14 protein-coding genes, 1 pseudogene and 1 riboswitch are annotated in these 15,741 nt (G+C 69.7%); of the genes and pseudogenes, 9 read left to right on the top strand and 6 right to left on the bottom strand.

The genetic code is table 11. The features are described from left to right. Positions 1–58: 58 nt before the first annotated feature. On the top strand, positions 59–796 hold the full coding sequence (locus ACS5PM_RS29175) for a transporter substrate-binding domain-containing protein (RefSeq protein ID WP_439391486.1): 738 nt from the start codon (positions 59–61) through the stop codon (positions 794–796). 5 nt (positions 797–801) lie between these two features. Here the strand turns inward: ACS5PM_RS29175 and ACS5PM_RS29170 are convergent, their stop codons facing one another. The 3 genes from ACS5PM_RS29170 to ACS5PM_RS29160 form a co-directional block, all read right to left on the bottom strand. Continuing rightward, positions 802–1,476 carry a YecA/YgfB family protein gene (locus ACS5PM_RS29170; protein WP_439391484.1) on the bottom strand — a complete coding sequence of 225 codons (675 nt, stop codon included), beginning with the start codon at positions 1,474–1,476 and terminating at the stop codon, positions 802–804. A gap of 335 nt (positions 1,477–1,811) precedes the next feature. Further along, on the bottom strand, positions 1,812–3,404 hold the full coding sequence (locus ACS5PM_RS29165) for a methyl-accepting chemotaxis protein (RefSeq protein WP_439391482.1): 1,593 nt from the start codon (positions 3,402–3,404) through the stop codon (positions 1,812–1,814). 80 nt (positions 3,405–3,484) lie between these two features. Continuing rightward, complete coding sequence (locus ACS5PM_RS29160; RefSeq protein WP_439391481.1) at positions 3,485–4,429, bottom strand: LysR family transcriptional regulator; 945 nt, start codon at positions 4,427–4,429, stop codon at positions 3,485–3,487. 107 nt (positions 4,430–4,536) lie between these two features. Here ACS5PM_RS29160 and ACS5PM_RS29155 point away from each other — a divergent pair, with 107 nt between their 5' ends. Then, on the top strand, positions 4,537–6,057 hold the full coding sequence (locus ACS5PM_RS29155) for a CoA-acylating methylmalonate-semialdehyde dehydrogenase (RefSeq protein ID WP_439391480.1): 1,521 nt from the start codon (positions 4,537–4,539) through the stop codon (positions 6,055–6,057). A 96-nt stretch (positions 6,058–6,153) separates the two neighbouring features. Here the strand turns inward: ACS5PM_RS29155 and ACS5PM_RS29150 are convergent, their stop codons facing one another. Beyond that, positions 6,154–7,005: an alpha/beta hydrolase gene (locus ACS5PM_RS29150; RefSeq protein WP_439391479.1), complete on the bottom strand. Its 852-nt coding sequence runs from the start codon at positions 7,003–7,005 to the stop codon at positions 6,154–6,156. A 145-nt stretch (positions 7,006–7,150) separates the two neighbouring features. Between ACS5PM_RS29150 and ACS5PM_RS29145 the strand changes: the two genes are divergently transcribed. Further along, complete coding sequence (locus ACS5PM_RS29145; RefSeq protein WP_439391477.1) at positions 7,151–7,984, top strand: enoyl-CoA hydratase-related protein; 834 nt, start codon at positions 7,151–7,153, stop codon at positions 7,982–7,984. Positions 7,985–8,007: 23 nt separating this feature from the next. On the opposite strand, the gene metW is transcribed toward ACS5PM_RS29145, so the two are convergent. Together metW and metX are read right to left on the bottom strand one after the other, a co-directional pair. Continuing rightward, on the bottom strand, positions 8,008–8,592 hold the full coding sequence (metW, locus tag ACS5PM_RS29140) for a methionine biosynthesis protein MetW (protein ID WP_439391476.1): 585 nt from the start codon (positions 8,590–8,592) through the stop codon (positions 8,008–8,010). 204 nt (positions 8,593–8,796) lie between these two features. Further along, positions 8,797–9,927, bottom strand: coding sequence for a homoserine O-succinyltransferase MetX (gene metX / locus ACS5PM_RS29135; RefSeq protein WP_439391475.1), 1,131 nt, complete (start codon positions 9,925–9,927; stop codon positions 8,797–8,799). Between the two features lie 52 nt (positions 9,928–9,979). Then, positions 9,980–10,055, bottom strand: a riboswitch (SAM riboswitch). Positions 10,056–10,241: 186 nt separating this feature from the next. On the opposite strand from metX, the gene ACS5PM_RS29130 reads away from it, so the two are divergent. The 6 genes and pseudogenes from ACS5PM_RS29130 to ACS5PM_RS29105 all read left to right on the top strand — a co-directional run bounded on the left by ACS5PM_RS29130 (position 10,242) and on the right by ACS5PM_RS29105 (position 15,737). After that, positions 10,242–11,273, top strand: a complete 1,032-nt coding sequence (locus ACS5PM_RS29130; protein ID WP_439391474.1) for an AI-2E family transporter — start codon at positions 10,242–10,244, stop codon at positions 11,271–11,273. A 373-nt stretch (positions 11,274–11,646) separates the two neighbouring features. Further along, positions 11,647–12,309 (top strand): TetR/AcrR family transcriptional regulator, encoded by a 663-nt coding sequence (locus ACS5PM_RS29125; protein WP_439391472.1) that lies wholly within the window; start codon positions 11,647–11,649, stop codon positions 12,307–12,309. Continuing rightward, on the top strand, positions 12,306–13,280 hold the full coding sequence (locus ACS5PM_RS29120; protein WP_439391471.1) for an HlyD family secretion protein: 975 nt from the start codon (positions 12,306–12,308) through the stop codon (positions 13,278–13,280). The genes ACS5PM_RS29125 and ACS5PM_RS29120 overlap by 4 nt, the downstream gene beginning before the upstream one ends. Position 13,281: 1 nt before the next feature. Further along, positions 13,282–13,953 (top strand): annotated as a pseudogene (locus ACS5PM_RS29115) (ABC transporter ATP-binding protein); the annotation flags it as partial. A gap of 70 nt (positions 13,954–14,023) precedes the next feature. After that, a complete protein-coding gene (locus tag ACS5PM_RS29110) occupies positions 14,024–15,166 on the top strand; it encodes an ABC transporter permease (RefSeq protein WP_439391470.1) in 1,143 nt (380 codons plus the stop codon). 43 nt (positions 15,167–15,209) lie between these two features. Next, the gene (locus ACS5PM_RS29105; protein ID WP_439391469.1) at positions 15,210–15,737 is read left to right on the top strand and encodes an ECF-type sigma factor; all 528 of its coding nucleotides are present in this window, start codon (positions 15,210–15,212) and stop codon (positions 15,735–15,737) included. Positions 15,738–15,741 lie beyond the last annotated feature (4 nt).

The raw sequence follows: 15,741 nt of genomic DNA, 5'->3' as shown, positions 1-15,741 counted from the left end.
CACCCCCGCGCCGTTAGCTGCGCTCGAGGCAGTATGCCAGCGGGCTTATGCTTGGCCCATGAGTCCGAGCCTGCGGTCATGGGCAGTGGTGTTGGCGCTGGCGCTGGTGGCGCCGCTGGCGACCGGCTTCGAGATGGGCACCAGCCAGACCGAGGAAACGCTGGCGGGGCGCCTGCAACGCCGCATTTACCGTGAGGCCTTCCGCCGATTGAACCTGCCGCTCACCTTCAGCGTGATGCCGCTGCAGCGCCTGAGTGCCGAGGCCGATCAGGGGCAAGTCGATGGCGAGGTCGCACGGGTGCCGGGCTACGGTGCCGACCATCCCGAGTTGATCCGGGTCGAGGAGCCTGTCTACGAAATCACCTGGGCGCTGTTCACCACCAACCCGACGTTGCGCCTGCCGCAGCTCGGCGCCCTTTCCGAGACCTCCTGGCGCGCTACCTACCTGCGCGGCGTGGCCATTTGCGCCAACGCGCTCAAGCCGCTCCTGCCGCCTGAGCGCTTGATCGACGTGAGCTCGGACGCACAGGGCTTCTCCATGCTGCGCCTGGGCCGCAGCGAGGTGCACTGCACGGCCGACCTGTCCGCCGTGACGCTCCAGCATTCGCCGGAGTTCAAGGGTGTGAACATCCTGCGGCGGGTCGCCGACATCGGGACCTTCCCGCTGCATCCGTACCTGCACAGGCGCCACGCCGAGCTGGCGCCTCGCCTGGCGGCTGTGCTCAAGCAGATGAAGGCCGAAGGGCTGATCGAAGGCTACCGGGCCGAGTCGATGCGCGAGATCGAGAGCCCTTGAGCCCGTCAGTGCCGGCGACCGCCGGGCCTGGCGCCGCCCGCAGGGCGACGGCCCTTGGCCGCAGGCGCACGCGCCGGCCGGGTACTGGGCAGCGGGCGGGCCACGTCCGCCAGCAGCAGAACGCTGTTGACGAGCGCCTCGACCGCCTCGGCCAGGTCGGCCGGCGGCTCGAGTTGCTCGATGATGGCAAGCAGCTCGTCGGCATCCTCCAGATCCTCGGCATCGAAGCTGCGGTACAGCACCGCGAGAGGCTCGGCCAGGTCCGGCGAGTCGCTGCGCAGCAGGGCCGGGAAGAACTCCATCGCGGTGGCAAAGCCAGCCACCCACGGCATCACGGTCTCGAGCGGATCGTCATCGTCGTCGAGTTCGAAGACCCAGGGGTCAAACCACTGTCGCTCGCGGATTGCCGCGTCCAGCTCCGCATGCCGGCGGCGCACCAGCGCACGCAGCGAGGCATCGTCGGCGCTCGCCTGAACCTCGCGGCCATCGACATCGACCACGTGGCGCCACCACTGTGCCTCGGGCACCGCGCGCGGCTGCAGCAGCACGCCGCAGAGGTAGCCGTCGAGCATCATCACGTCCAGGGGCTCGGCGGGGGCCGGAATGGCTTCGAGCAGGCGCTCGAGGTCGGCCATGTCGGCCTCGGTCAACGGGGGAAGGGGGGCGGGGACGCTGGGCATCGCGCCATTGTGCGCCGGGCGATGCTCGTGACGTCGCTCACGTGATGCGCCTGTGCTGAGGTGCACGCCGTTGATCAGCGCCCTGCCAGATCGAGCTGACTCTAGGCTGGCTGAAAGGGGCGACCTGTGAGCGGGTGAATCTTTTGTGGAGGGGACGTCACCGCAGAGGGCTTCATCCCGCGATCAGGGGATGGGCGCCGCCACGGCCCCCCCCTAGAGTCCGCCCATGCCTACGGTGCCCCGTCTGTTCGGCGGTCCATCGCGGCGAACGTCCCAACGACGTCCTCTCTGAGGACTTGCACCGACCCAGCCCGCAAGGGTTGGGTCGTTTTTTTTCAATGGACGTAAGTCGCGTCGCGCTGCAGGCGGAACACGCTCACCAGCTGCGCCAGGCGGGCGGCCTGGCCCTTGAGGCTCTCGGCCGCAGCGGCCGATTGCTCGACCAGGGCCGCGTTCTGTTGCGTCATCTGGTCCAGCTGGCCCACCGCGCCGCTGACCTGCCCGATGCCGGCGCTCTGCTCGGCCGCGGCGGCGGTGATCTCGCCGATGATCCCGGACACGCGCTGCACGCTGGCGACGATCTCGTTCATCGTGCTGCCCGCATCGCTCACCAGTCGGCTGCCGGCCTCGACCCGGTCGACGCTGGAGCCGATCAGGCCCTTGATTTCCTTCGCGGCCTCGGCACTGCGTTGCGCCAGGCTGCGCACCTCGCCCGCCACCACCGCGAAGCCGCGTCCCTGCTCGCCGGCTCGGGCGGCCTCGACCGCCGCATTGAGCGCCAGGATATTGGTCTGGAAGGCGATGCCGTCGATCACGCCGATGATGTCGGCGATCTTGCGCGAGCTCTGGTTGATGTCGTTCATCGTCGAGACGACCTGCGACACCACCTCGCCGCCGCGCTGGGCCACGGCGGAAGCCGAGCCCGCCATCTGGTTGGCCTGCGACGCCGCCTCGGCCGACTGGTTCACCGTGCTGGTCAGCTGCGTCATGGACGAGGCGGCCTGCTGCAGGCTGCTCGCCGTCTGCTCTGTGCGCTGCGAAAGATCCTGGTTGCCCACCGCGACCTCGGTGGACGCGGTCTGGATCGAATCGGCCGAATGCCGGATGTCGCCGACCAGCGCGCGCAGCCGGTCCTGCATGCTGTGGATGGCCTGCAGCAGGCGGCCGATCTCGTCGTTGGAATGGATCTCGAGCGTCGAGGTCAGGTCGCCCTCGGAGATGCGTTCGGCCACCTTGACCGCCCGCGCCACCTGCGTCGTGATGCTGCGCGTGGTGCGCCAAGCCAGCAGGACACCCACGGCCAGCGCGCCGGCCAGGAGTGCGCCGACCACCACCAGCGCCCGCTTCTGCGAGGCGAGTACGGCCGCTGCCGCCTCGCTGTTCTGCTGGTGGACCACATCGATCAGCAGCGCCACCTTCTGGCGCCAGACGACTTCCACCGGACGGACGGACTCGGTCAGGGTGAGCGTCGCTTCGACGCCCGCCCCTGACTGGCCTTCCTTGGCAGCCCGCTCGATCAGCGGGATCGTCTTCTTTCCACCCTCCACGATGTCCTTCATCAACGCGTTTTCCTCCGCGCTGCCGTCACTCGATCCGATCAGCGCCAGCAGCGCCTGCTCTCCCTTGGCGTAGCGCCCTCGTGCCGCCGCCAGGCTCTTCATCTCGACGTCGATGGCCTTGACGTCGGTGAGCAGCGTCACCGTGCGCGCCAGGATGGCCATGCTGTTGATGCTCTCGAGCATGCCGTTGGCCAGCGCCAGCTTCTCGTTCTTGACCTCGACGATGTCCTGCACCTGGGCGCCCTGCGCCCGTAGCTGGTTGGCCGACAGGCCGGCGACGACGAGCAGCATCAGCAGCAGGCTGCCGAAGCCGAGCCCGAGCCGTCGCGCCAGCGTCAGGTTCCTCAGGGGGGAGAAGCTTTCTGTCATGGGTGGTTGTCTTCGCTTCGGTTCAGCCTGGCCTGGTTTTCGGCTGCTGCAGCACCCGACTTGAGCCGAGGCGGACCCGTTCAGGGTTTGGCCCGAGGGCCCAGCGCGGCAGAGATCCAGTCGACCAGGACCCGCACGCCCCGAGGCACCTGGGCGGCATAGGGGCGGATTGCCCACAGGTGGGTGCCGAAGGCCCCGACCGCGTTCCATCCGGGCAGCAAGGGGACCAGTTGCCCGGCCGCCAGCGCCGGCTCCGCGCTGAAATCGGGCAGCAGCGTGATGCCGAGCCCGGCCACGGCGGCCTCGCGCAGGACCTCGCTGTTGTTGGCCGCAAAAGGCCCCTTGAGGGGCACGCTGACCCGTTCGGCCGGGCCCCTGCCCTGTCGCTCGAAGCTCCAGGCCGGGGTGTCGCCGGGTCGCGGGTAGAACAGGCACTCGTGTCCGCGCAGGTCGAGCGGAGACTGCGGCGCCGGGTGCCTGGCCAGGTAGGCCGGGCTCGCCAGCAGGAGGCTGCGGGTCTCGCGCAGCATCCAGGCGACGTGAGTGTCAGGCGGCGTGCTGGTGTGGCGGATGGCCAGGTCGAAGCCTTCCTGCGCCAGTGGACGCAGGCGGTCGGAAAGGTCGAGCTCGATCTGCAGCGCGGGGTGCGCCCGCAGGAAGCCGGGCAGCAGCGGCACGATGCACTGGCGGGCCAGGGCCACGGGCGCTGTCACGCGCAGGCGGCCGCTGGGCATCGCCGCCAGGTCGCGCACCTGCGCGAAGGCCTGGTCGATGGTGGCGAAGGCGCCCTGGGTGGAGGCCACCAGCTGCCGGCCGGCATCGGTGAGCTGCATGCTGCGGGTGGTTCGCTGGACCAGCGGCACCCCGGCCGCGGCCTCCAGCTCGGCCACGCGCTGGCTCATGGCGGCCTTGCTGAGGTTCAGGCGCTGGGCCGCCGCGGTGAAGCTGCCCGCCTCTGCCAGCACCGTGAGCGCGTGGATGGGCGACCAAAGAGCGCCGGCCGGGGTCGATTGGTGCTTTGCCATGGCCCATGATTGTTCGACATCGTGAACAATGAATCCAGCACCGCGGCATTGGCAGCGCGCTTGCTGCTGCCTAGACTGACCGGATCACCTCTGTCGAAGGACCTGCCATGGGCGCCCCCGAAGCCTTCACCTCCACGCTCGACATCAGCCACCACATCGGCGGCCAGCCGGTCGCCGGCACGTCCGGCCGACGCCAGCCCGTCTACAACCCGGCCACCGGTGCGGTGGCCCGCCAGGTGGCGCTGGCCAGCGAAGCCGAGGTGAACGCCGCGGTGGCCGCTGCGCAGGCCGCCTTCCCGGCCTGGGCCGACACGCCGCCGCTGCGCCGCGCCCGGATCCTGAACAACTTCCTCGGGCTGATGAACCAGCACCGCGACACACTGGCCGCGATGATCACCGCCGAGCACGGCAAGGTCTTCACCGACGCCCAGGGCGAGGTCACGCGCGGCATCGAGATCGTGGAATTCGCCTGCGGCGCGCCGCAGCTGTTGAAGACCGATTTCACCGACCAGGTCGGCACCGGCATCGACAACTGGGTGCTGCGCCAGCCGCTGGGCGTGGTGGCCGGCATCACGCCGTTCAACTTCCCGTGCATGGTTCCGCTGTGGATGTTCCCCATGGCCCTGGCCACCGGCAACACCTTCGTGCTCAAGCCCAGTGAGCGCGATCCTTCCCCCAGCCTCTTCATGGCCGAGCTGCTGAAGCAGGCCGGCCTGCCGGACGGCGTCTTCAACGTCGTGCAAGGCGACAAGCTGGCGGTGGACACCCTGCTCACGCACCCGGACGTGAAGGCGGTGAGCTTCGTGGGCTCGACGCCGATCGCCCAGTACATCTACGAGACCGGCGCGAAGCACGGCAAGCGGGTGCAGGCGCTGGGCGGTGCCAAGAACCACATGGTGGTGATGCCGGATGCCGACGTCGACCAGGCCGTGGACGCGCTCGTGGGCGCGGCCTACGGATCCGCCGGCGAGCGCTGCATGGCGATCTCGGTGGCGGTGCTGGTGGGTGACGTGGCCGACAGGATCGTGCCCAAGGTGGCCGAGCGAGCCAAGGCGCTGAAGGTGCGCAACGGCATGGAGCTCGACGCCGAGATGGGCCCCATCGTCACGGCCGAGGCGAAGAAGCGCATCGAGGGCTACATCGGCCTGGGGGTGGAAGAAGGCGCGACGCTGGTCGTCGACGGCCGCGGCCTGAAGGTGCCCGGCCACGAGAGCGGCTTCTTCACCGGCGGCACGCTGTTCGACCACGTGACGCCCGGGATGCGCATCTACCGGGAAGAGATCTTCGGCCCAGTGCTGGCCTGCGTGCGGGTGAAGGATTTCGCCGAGGCGCTGGCGCTCGTCAACGAACACGAGTTCGGCAACGGCGTGGCCTGCTTCACCAGCGATGGCAACGTGGCCAGGGAGTTCAGCCGCCGCGTGCAGGTGGGCATGGTTGGCATCAACGTGCCCATCCCCGTGCCCATGGCCTGGCACGGCTTCGGTGGCTGGAAGCGCAGCCTCTTCGGCGACATGCACGCCTATGGCGAAGAGGGCGTGCGCTTCTACACGAAGCAGAAGTCGGTCATGCAGCGCTGGCCGGCCAGCATCGCCAAGGGCGCCGAGTTCGTGATGCCGACGGCGAAATGAGGTCCACGCGCTGCCTTCCGTTCGCTGCCCCCGAAGCAGGCACTTGCAGCAGACCGGAAAAGCCGGGTCTCCGACAGACGCTGGGCTAGACCTGGGCTAGACCCCGGCCGGAAACCGCCAGTCCAGCCAGGCATCCAGCTCGCCGAGGACCTCCTCCTTCTGCGGCTCATTGAAGATCTCGTGGGCGAAGCCTGGCCATTCGCGCACCGTCACCACCTCTCGCGAGGAGGCGGCGGCGAAGCGGGCCGACCCTTCAGGACGAACGCAGCGGTCGGCGCCGGCCCACATCAGCAGCGTAGGCACTCGCCAACTGCCGGCCACCGATTGCACGAGGGAGCCGGCCTCGGCGATGAACTGGCCGAGCAGCCCGCTGATCCGGTCGTGCACCAGCGGGTCCTCGACATACGCCCTGACCACCGCCAGGTCGCTGGAGATCCACTCCGGCTTCAGGCCGTTGTTCACGCGCAAGTGAGGCAGCAATTTCGGCACCACGGCCAACAGCGCCTTCTGCACCGGGCTCATGCCCGGATCCAGCGCCGGCGAGGACAGCACGAGGGCCTCGACCTCCCTCGCCCACGGCGCCGGCTGCGGCATCAGGCCCTCGGCCACGAAGCGCGCGGCCACCAGGCCGCCGAGGCTGTGGCCGAGCAGCACCAGCGGCCCGGCGCGGTGTTCGCGCAGCTCGTCGATCACGCGGGCCAGGTCGGCCAGAAGGCTGTCCGGGGTGGCGATGTCGCCCTGGGCGCCCGCCGAATGGCCATGGCCGCGCTGGTCGTAGGCCGTCACCTCCCAGCCGTGGGCATGCAGGGCCGCCGCCACGTGCGCATAGCGCCCACCGTGCTCGCCCAGGCCATGCACGACGAGGACCTGCCCTCGCGCCGCGGCGGCCGGGCTCCAGCTGCGAACGTGCAGCGCCAGGCCGTCCTGGGTCGGGATGAGGGCGTTCATCGGCGCGAGTCTAGAGGCCGCGCCGCCACCGAAGCCACAAGGTCTTCCCTGCCATGCGCACGGCATGTGTTGTCAGCGCCGTGACGGAGCGGCTCGCAGACCGCGTTAGGCTAGGCGGCTGCTGCCAACCGGAGGTCTTCACGTCATGTCAACGCCGAGTTACTTCGATCTGGCCCTCGACGCCGGGACGGGCGTCGCGCGCCTGACCCTCAACCGCCCCGAGCGCATGAACACCATGGACCCGGGCTTCTTCCCGGCCCTGCGCGATGCGATCCGACGGCTCGACGACGAGGGGCGCACGCGGGTCCTGATCCTCGATTCGACCGGCAAGCATTTTTCGGCTGGCATGTCGCTGGAGGTCTTCGCCGGCGGCCTGCCGATGCTCGATGTGTCCACGGCCCGCCGTCGGCAGGCCTTCCAGACGGGGCTGCGCCGGCTGATGGCCTGCTTCGATGCCCTCGACGAAGCGCGCTTTCCGGTCATCTGCGCGGTGCAAGGCGGCTGCATCGGCGGCGGGCTGGACCTGGCTGCCGCCTGCGACATCCGGCTGTGCAGCGCGGACGCGTTCTTCACCGTGCAGGAGATCCACATCGGGATGGTGGCCGACCTCGGCTCCCTGCAACGGCTGCCGAAGATCGTGCCCCAGGGCGTGGCCCGGCAGATGGCCTACACGGGAGAAAGGGTGGACGCCGAACGCGCGCTGGCCATCGGCCTGGTCAATGCCGTGCTGCCCGATCCCGGAGCGCTGGCTATTCATGCCAATGAACTGGCGGCCCAGATCGCGGCCAAGAGCCCGCTGGCGATCGCCGGCAGCAAGCTGGCGCTGGGCATCGCCCGCGACCACGGCACGTCCGAATCCCTGGCCCAGATGGCGCTGCTGCAAAGCGCCCTGTTCGACACTGGCGAGATGGCCCAGGCCATCAAGGCCTGGAAGAGCAAGCAGCCCGCGGATTTCGAGCCTTTGGCGCCGCTCGAGTAGAGCCGCGTCCGGCAACTTCTCTCCTAACCGCGCTCGAACTTGAACACGGCCACGCTGGCCGTGAGGTTGGGCCAGCGGCGCCGCACATGGCCGTGCTGCAGGCCGAAGCTGTCGAGGATGTCCAGGCCGTTCTTGCGCGCCAGCACCTCGAAGTCCTTGTAGGTGCCGACGCGGATGTTGGGCGTGTCGTACCACTCGTAAGGCAGGGCGCGGGTGACCGGCATGCGCCCGCGCGTCACGGCCAGGCGGTTCGGCCAGTGGGCGAAGTTCGGGAAGCTCACGATGCCGATGCGGCCGACCCGGGCCGTCTCGCGCAGCATGTGCTCGGCGTTCCTCAGGTGCTGCAGCGTCTCCAGTTGCAGCACCACGTCGAAGCTGCGGTCGTCGAAGAGCTTGAGGCCCTCTTCGAGATTGAGCTGGATGACCTTGACGCCGCGCTGCACGCAGGCCAGCACGTTCGCATCGTCCAGCTCCACGCCGTAGCCGGTGCACTGGCGCGTGGAACGCAGGTAGGCCAGCAGCTCGCCGGTGCCGCAGCCGAGGTCCAGCACGCGGGAGCCAGGCGGCACGAGCCGGGCGATGACTTCGAGATCCTTGCGCTCGCTCATTGGTGCCCCTCGCCCGACGGGTACGTCGGCCGATCCCCCAGGGGGATGCGGGCCGGCTTGGGAGCGGCCCGGCGCTCGGCCCGCCATTGGAGCCCCTCGCCCGACGAGTACGTCGGCCGATCCCCCAGGGGGATGCGGGCCGGCTTGGGAGCGGCCCGGCGCTCGGCCCGCCAACAGGGGGTTGACCCAGGATGTCTCATGTCTTCACTTCCCTTGCGCCACGCGCTCGAAGTAGGCGCGCATCAGGGCGTGGTAGCGCGGATCGTCGAGCAAGAAGGCGTCATGGCCGTGGGGCGCGTCGATCTCCGCGTAGCTGACATCGGCCTGGTTGTCGACGAGGGCCTTGACGATCTCGCGCGAACGCGCCGGCGAGAACCGCCAGTCGGTGGTGAAGCTCACCAGCAGGAAGCTCTTGTCGCTCGCCCCCTTGAAAGCCGCGGCGAGGTCGCCCCCGTGGGCACGCGCCGGATCGAAGTAGTCGAGCGCCCGGGTGATCAGCAGGTAGGTGTTGGCGTCGAAATACTCGCTGAACTTGTCGCCCTGGTGGCGAAGGTAGCTCTCGATCTGGAACTCGATGTCCTGGGTGCTGTAGCCGAGTTCGGCCTCGCGCAACTCGCGGCCGAACTTGGCCTCCATGGAATCATCCGACAGGTAGGTGATGTGGCCGATCATGCGGGCGACGCGCAGGCCGCGCTTGGGCACGGCGCCGTGCGCGTAGAAGTGGCCGCCGTGGAAATCCGGGTCGGTCACGATCGCGCGCCGGGCCACCTCGTTGAAGGCGATGTTCTGAGCCGACAGGTTGGGCGCGGTCGCCACCGCGATGCAGTGGCGCAGCCTTTCGGGATAGCGCAGCGTCCACGCCAGGGCCTGCATGCCGCCGAGGCTGCCGCCCAGCACCGCGGCCAGCCGGGTGATGCCCAGCCGCTCGACGAGCCGCGCCTGGGCGTCGACCCAGTCCTCCACCGTCATCACCGGGAAGTCGGCGCCATACGGTCGGCCGGTGGCGGGATTCAGGTGCATGGGCCCGGTGGAGCCGAAGCAGGAGCCGGGGTTGTTGACGCCGATGACGAAGAAGCGCTCGGTGTCCAGCGGCTTGCCGGGGCCCACGAGGTTGTCCCACCAGCCGGTGCTGCCGGCCTGGTCGATGTACTCGCCCGCCACGTGGTGCGAGGCATTGAGCGCATGGCACACCAGCACCGCATTGCTGCGCTCCGCGTTGAGCGTGCCGTAGGTCTCGTAGACCAGGTCGTAGGCCGACAGGCTGGCACCACATTGCAGGGGCAGCGCCTCGGCGAAATGCATGGTCTGCGGGGCGACGAAGCCGACGGACCTCATGAAGTTCGACTCTCCAGAACGAAAAAAACCGGTGCCGCAAGCCAAAGCGGACACCGGGTTCTTCGGGTCCTGTTTAGCTGCATTTCTAGAGCGCCCGCAATCCGGAGCAAATCGGCGCTATGGGGTGGGAGTCTACCAGCAGGGCTGCGGGGGCCGGCCGTCGCCTCGACGTACAGGCTGACCGCCGACCCGTCCATCCGGCCCACGGCTGGTTGGGCAAGCTGTCGTCGGCGAGTCTCGCCGGCGCCCGAGGTCCTCATGCCTCGGTGGCATAGTCCCGCCCGAAGCTTCACCCGAGCAAGGACAGGCGTCACGTGAACCACAGCCTCCAGCACTACGCCCGCCTGGCCGCGATCGTTGCCGTCGTGGTGGGTTGCTACCAGGTCCTGCACCCTTTCGTGCCGGCCATCCTCTTCGCGGCGGTGGTCTGCACCGCCAGCTGGCCGCTCTACCGGCGCCTGCGTGTGGCGCTGCATGGCCGGTCCGCCCTGGCGGCACTGGTGATGACGCTGGGCCTGATCGTGCTGGTGATCGGGCCGTCGGCGCTGCTGGCGCTGAGCCTGGCCGACGACGTGGCAAACATGGTCGACGGCGCACGAGCCCTGCTGGACCAGGGCCCGCTGCAGCCGCCCCAATGGCTGAAGGGGCTGCCGCTCGTCGGCCAGTCGCTCGACGAGTACTGGCACAAGCTCGCCGCGAGCCGGGAGGAGTTCACCACCTTGCTGAAGAGCCTGTTCGAGCCCGCGCGCATCCTGGTGCTCGGCGCCGGCAAGGCAGTCGGCGGCAGCCTTCTGCAGCTGACCTTCGCGACCTTCATCGCCTTCTTCTTCTACCGCGACGGCGACCTGCTGGTGCAGGCCGCGCGCACCATCCTCGCCAAGCTGGCCGGCGAACTGGGCGACTCGCTGCTGGCCACCATCAACGGCACGGTGATCGGCGTGGTCCACGGCATCTTCGGGACCGCCCTGGCCCAGGCGCTCGTGGCGCTGATCGGCTTCGTCGTGGCCGGCGTTCCGGGCGCGCCGGCCCTGGCAGCGGCCACCTTCCTGCTGTCGATGGTGCCGGTGGGGCCGCCGCTGGTCTGGGGCGGCGCGGCGATCTGGCTGTTCGCGCAGGGCTCGGTCGGCTGGGGCCTGTTCATGGTCGCCTGGGGCCTGTTCGCCATCAGCTCCATCGACAACTTCATCAAGCCCTACCTCATCAGCCGCGCCAGCAGCCTGCCGCTGCTGCTCATCCTGCTCGGCGTGTTCGGCGGCATCGTCGCCTACGGCTTCATCGGCATCTTCATCGGCCCGCCCATGCTCGCCATCGGACTCACCCTGGTCCAACTGTGGGCGAAAGTTTGACCCCCACGGCCCGTAAGTAGGGCCCCCACGGCCCCTTCCGGGGCCTGCCCCCCGAGGGGGCTCGCGCAGCGGACCGGCAGAGCCGGATCCGCGCACGCCCTGGTAGGGAGCGGCGCTGCGCGCGCTCGGAAGGCGGGGCTCACCTGCTGAGGGGCGCGTAACGGACCGGCAGAGCCGGATCCGCGCACGCCCTGGTAGGGAGCGGCGCTGCGCGCGCTCGGAAGGCGGGGCTCACCTGCTGAGGGGCGCGTAACGGACCGGCAGAGCCGGATCTGCGCACGCCCTGGTAGGGGCGGCGCTGCGCGCGCCCGAACAAGGCACCCCAGCTGAAGGGGGGCTTGCCCGTTATTGGTCAGTCGACCAATAATGGCGCATGCCCCGCCCTTCGCAAGGCATCGACCAGGCCCTGTTGCGCAGTGGCCTGGCGCTGCTGCCCCAGCTCGGCTGCTCCGGACTTTCGGTGCGGCGCGTGGCCGAGCATGCGGGCGTGAATCCGGCGATGTTCCACTATCACTTCGGCAGCAAGGCCGCGTTCCTGCGGACGCTGCTGCAGCAGCTGTACGAAGAACTCTTTGCCCAGCTCAGCGCTGGCGCAGCCAGGCAAGGGCCTGCGATGGAGCGGCTGCATGACGCGTTGGTGGCGCTGGGCACGTTCGTGCGCGACCACCGAACGCTGGCTGGCCGCCTGGCCATCGATGCGGCCAGCGGTGAAACGGTCGTGCACGACTTCGTGCGCGCCAATGCGCCGCGGCATCTCGGCCTGCTGCTGAAGCTGATGGCCGAGGCCGAAGCCGAGGGCGCGCTCACGGCCGCGCTGCCGATGCAGCGCTTCGTCTTCGTGATGGGTGCCGTGGTGTCGCCATTGCTGGTGGCGCCGGGCGTGGCGGCGCTGAAGGTCGCGCCGCAGTTCATCGGCCGCCAGCTCGAGGAACAGGTGCTGAGCGACGAGGCGATAGAGCAGCGGGTGCGGCTCGCCCTCGCGGCCCTTTCGGGACAAGTCGCCGCGCCCGCACGAAAGACGAGGAGCAAGCGATGAGAGCACCCCTGGCGTTGCTGCTCGCGGCAGCCCTGGCGGCCGGCTGCCAGCCCAAGCCGAGCACCGGCTGGTCCGGCTACGCCGAGGGCGACTACGTCTACGTGGCCTCGCCCGTGGCCGGCACGCTCAAGTCCCTTTCCGTGCAGGCGGGCCAGCAGGTCGCCGCGGGCGCGCCGCTGTTCACGCTGGACGCCAACCCGGAACAGGCTGCCCATGCCGAGGCCCAGGCGCGTTTGCGTGCCGCGCAGGCGCAGGCCGACGATGCCGCCAAGGGTCGCCGCACCGAGGAGACCGCCGTCATCCGCGCCCAGCTGGCGCAGGCGCGTGAGCAGGCCGCACGCGCCGAGACCGAGTGGCGGCGCCAGCAGGCCCTGGTGGCGCAGGACTTCGTCAGCCAGTCCCGCCTCGACGACGCCACGACCGCCCGCGCCCAGGCGCGAGACCGCGTGGCCGAGTTGCAGGCCAGCCTCCAGGTCGCGATGCTGCCCGCCCGCATCGACCAGCGCGCCGGCGCCGTCGCGCAGGTGGATGCAGCACGCGAGGCGCAGCGCCAACAGGCCTGGCGAGAGCAGCAGACGCGCCAGTCGGCCCCGGCCGCCGGCGAGGTGAGTGACACCTTCTGGCGCGCCGGCGAGTACGTTCCCGCTGGCCAGCCGGTGGTCGCGTTGCTGCCGCCGGCCGCGCGCAAGGCGCGCTTCTACGTGCCCGAGGCCGAGCTGGGCGGCATCGCGATCGGCCAGGCGGTGAACCTGCATTGCGACGGCTGCGGCGCGCCGATCGCCGCGCGCATCAGCCGCATCGCCACGCAGCCCGAGTACACGCCGCCGGTCATCTACTCCAACACCCAGCGGGCCAAGCTCGTCTTCCTCGTCGAGGCCCTGCCCGTGGACACCGCCGGCGCGGTGAAGCTGCACCCGGGGCAGCCGCTGGACGTGCGGCCCGCCGTGGCCAAGCCGTCGCCGGGAGCATGAGATGGATCTGGCCATAGACGTCCGCGGACTGACCAAGCGCTACGGCGGGCGCGCCGTGGTCGACGATGTCTCGCTGCAGATCGCCGCCGGTCGCATCTGCGGCTTCCTCGGCCCCAACGGCAGCGGCAAGACCACCACCATCCGCATGCTGTGCGGCCTGCTCACGCCCGACGCCGGCGAAGGCCGCTGCCTGGGGCTGGACCTCCAGCGCGAAGGGCTCGCCATCAAGCGCCAGGTCGGCTACATGACGCAGAAGTTCGGGCTCTACGAGGACCTGTCGATCCGGCAGAACCTCGATTTCATCGCCCGCCTGTTCGAGCTGCCAGGCCGGCGCGGCCGGGTGGATGCGGCCTTGCAGCGGCTGGGCCTGGTCTCGCGCGCCGAGCAGCTGGCCGGCGCGCTGTCGGGCGGCTGGAAGCAGCGCCTGGCCCTGGCGGCCTGCCTGCTGCATGAGCCTCGGCTGCTGCTGCTGGACGAGCCCACCGCCGGCGTCGATCCCAAGGCGAGGCGCGAGTTCTGGGACGAGATCCATCGCCTGGCCGAAGAGGGCATCACCGTGCTGGTCTCCACCCACTACATGGACGAGGCCGAGCGCTGCCACGAGCTGGTCTACATCGCCTACGGCAAGGTGCTGGCGCGGGGGACGGCGGCGGAGATCGTCACCTCCACTGGTGCGAGCGACCTGGAGGACGCGTTCGTGCGCCTCGTCGGCCAGGCGCAAGACAACTTCACGAGCTGACGCCATGGCAGCGAGCTCGCGCTTCTCCTGGGCCCGTACGCTGGCGGTGTTCCTCAAGGAGTTCCAGGAGATGCTGCGCGACCGCCCGACCTTCGCGATGGCGGTCGGCGTGCCCATCATGCAGCTGGTGCTCTTCGGCTATGCCATCAACACCGACCCCAAGGGCCTGCCCACGGCCCTGGTCAGCTCCGACGCCGGCCCGCTGGCGCGCAGCTTCGCGGCCAGCCTGCAGAACACCGGCTACTTCCGCATCGCCGCCCAGCCGACAGGCGAAGCCGAAGCGGACGAGATGCTCGAGCATGGCGACGTGCAGTTCGTGGTCGTCATCCCGCCGGGATTCAGCCGCCAGATCGTGCGCGGCGAGCGCCCGGACCTGCGGGTGAGCGTCGACGCGACCGACCCTTCGGCCGCGAGCAACGCGCTGGCCGCCCTCGCCTCGCTGGCGCCCACCGCGCTCGCCCACGACCTCACCGGCCCGCTGGCCGCCCGCAACCCCGCCGCGCCGCCCATCGATCTGCGCGTGCATCGCCGCTACAACCCAGAGGGCCTGTCGCGCTACAACATCGTGCCCGGCCTGATCGGCACCATCCTCACGATGACGATGGTGATGCTCACCGGCCTGGCCATGACGCGCGAACGGGAGCGCGGGACGATGGAGAACCTGCTGGCCACCCCCGTGCGGCCGTTCGAGGTGATGCTGGGCAAGATCCTGCCCTACATCGTCATCGGCTACCTCCAGCTCGGCGTCATCCTGGGCGCGGCGGCGCTGCTGTTCGAGATCCCGATGGAGGGCAGCTTCCTGCTGCTGGTCGGCATGATCGGCGTCTTCATGCTGGCCAATCTGGGCGTCGGTTTCACCTTCTCGACACTCGCCAAGAACCAGCTGCAGGCGCTGCAGATGACGTTCTTCTTCTTCCTGCCGTCGATGCTGCTGTCGGGCTTCATGTTCCCCTTCCGCGGCATGCCGGAATGGGCGCAGGCCCTCGGCGAGGTGCTGCCGCTGACGCACTTCCTGCGCATCGTGCGGGGCATCCTGCTCAAGGGCAACGGCGCGGTGGAGCTGCTGCCCGAGCTGTGGCCGATGCTGGCCTTTCTGCTGGCGGCCGGCGCCATCGCGCTCAAGCGCTATCGCCAGACCCTGGATTGACCGCATTGGAGGGGCCGGTCCATTGACGGCATACTGCCCGCCCATGGACCCGCAAGCCCCGGCGCCGGACACGGCCGACGAACTTTTCCGGCAGATGTACCAGGACCTTCGCCGCCTGGCGAGCTCCCGCCTGCGGCGCAGCGAAAACATCACGATGCTCGACACCACGGCGCTGGTGCACGAGTCCTACCTGCGCTTCCAGCACCAGAGCGACCTGGGCGGCATGACCCAGGGCCAGTTCCTGGCCTACGCGGCCCGCGTCATGCGCTTCGTCGTCATCGATTTCGTGCGCCAACGCCACGCCGAGCGCCGCGGCGGCGACCATCTGCACGTCACCCTGAACACGGACGTCGCCGAGTCCGTCTCGGTGCGAGACGACGACGTGGTACGCATCCACGACGCGATCGAGGAGCTGGCCCAGGTCGACGACAGGCTGGCCCGCATCGTCGAGATGCGCTGCTTCGCGGGGCTGGACGAAATCTCCATCGCCCAGGCGCTGGGCGTCACCGACCGGACCGTCCGACGCGACTGGCAGAAGGCACGGCTGCTGCTCAAGGCCGTGCTTCAGTAGGTGC

Source organism: Ideonella flava (genome assembly GCF_051857595.1).
In the GTDB taxonomy this organism is placed as follows: Bacteria; Pseudomonadota; Gammaproteobacteria; order Burkholderiales; family Burkholderiaceae_C; genus Ideonella.
The sequence above is the reverse complement of the archived record's forward strand: the minus strand, read 5'-3'. Positions and strand labels throughout refer to the sequence as shown.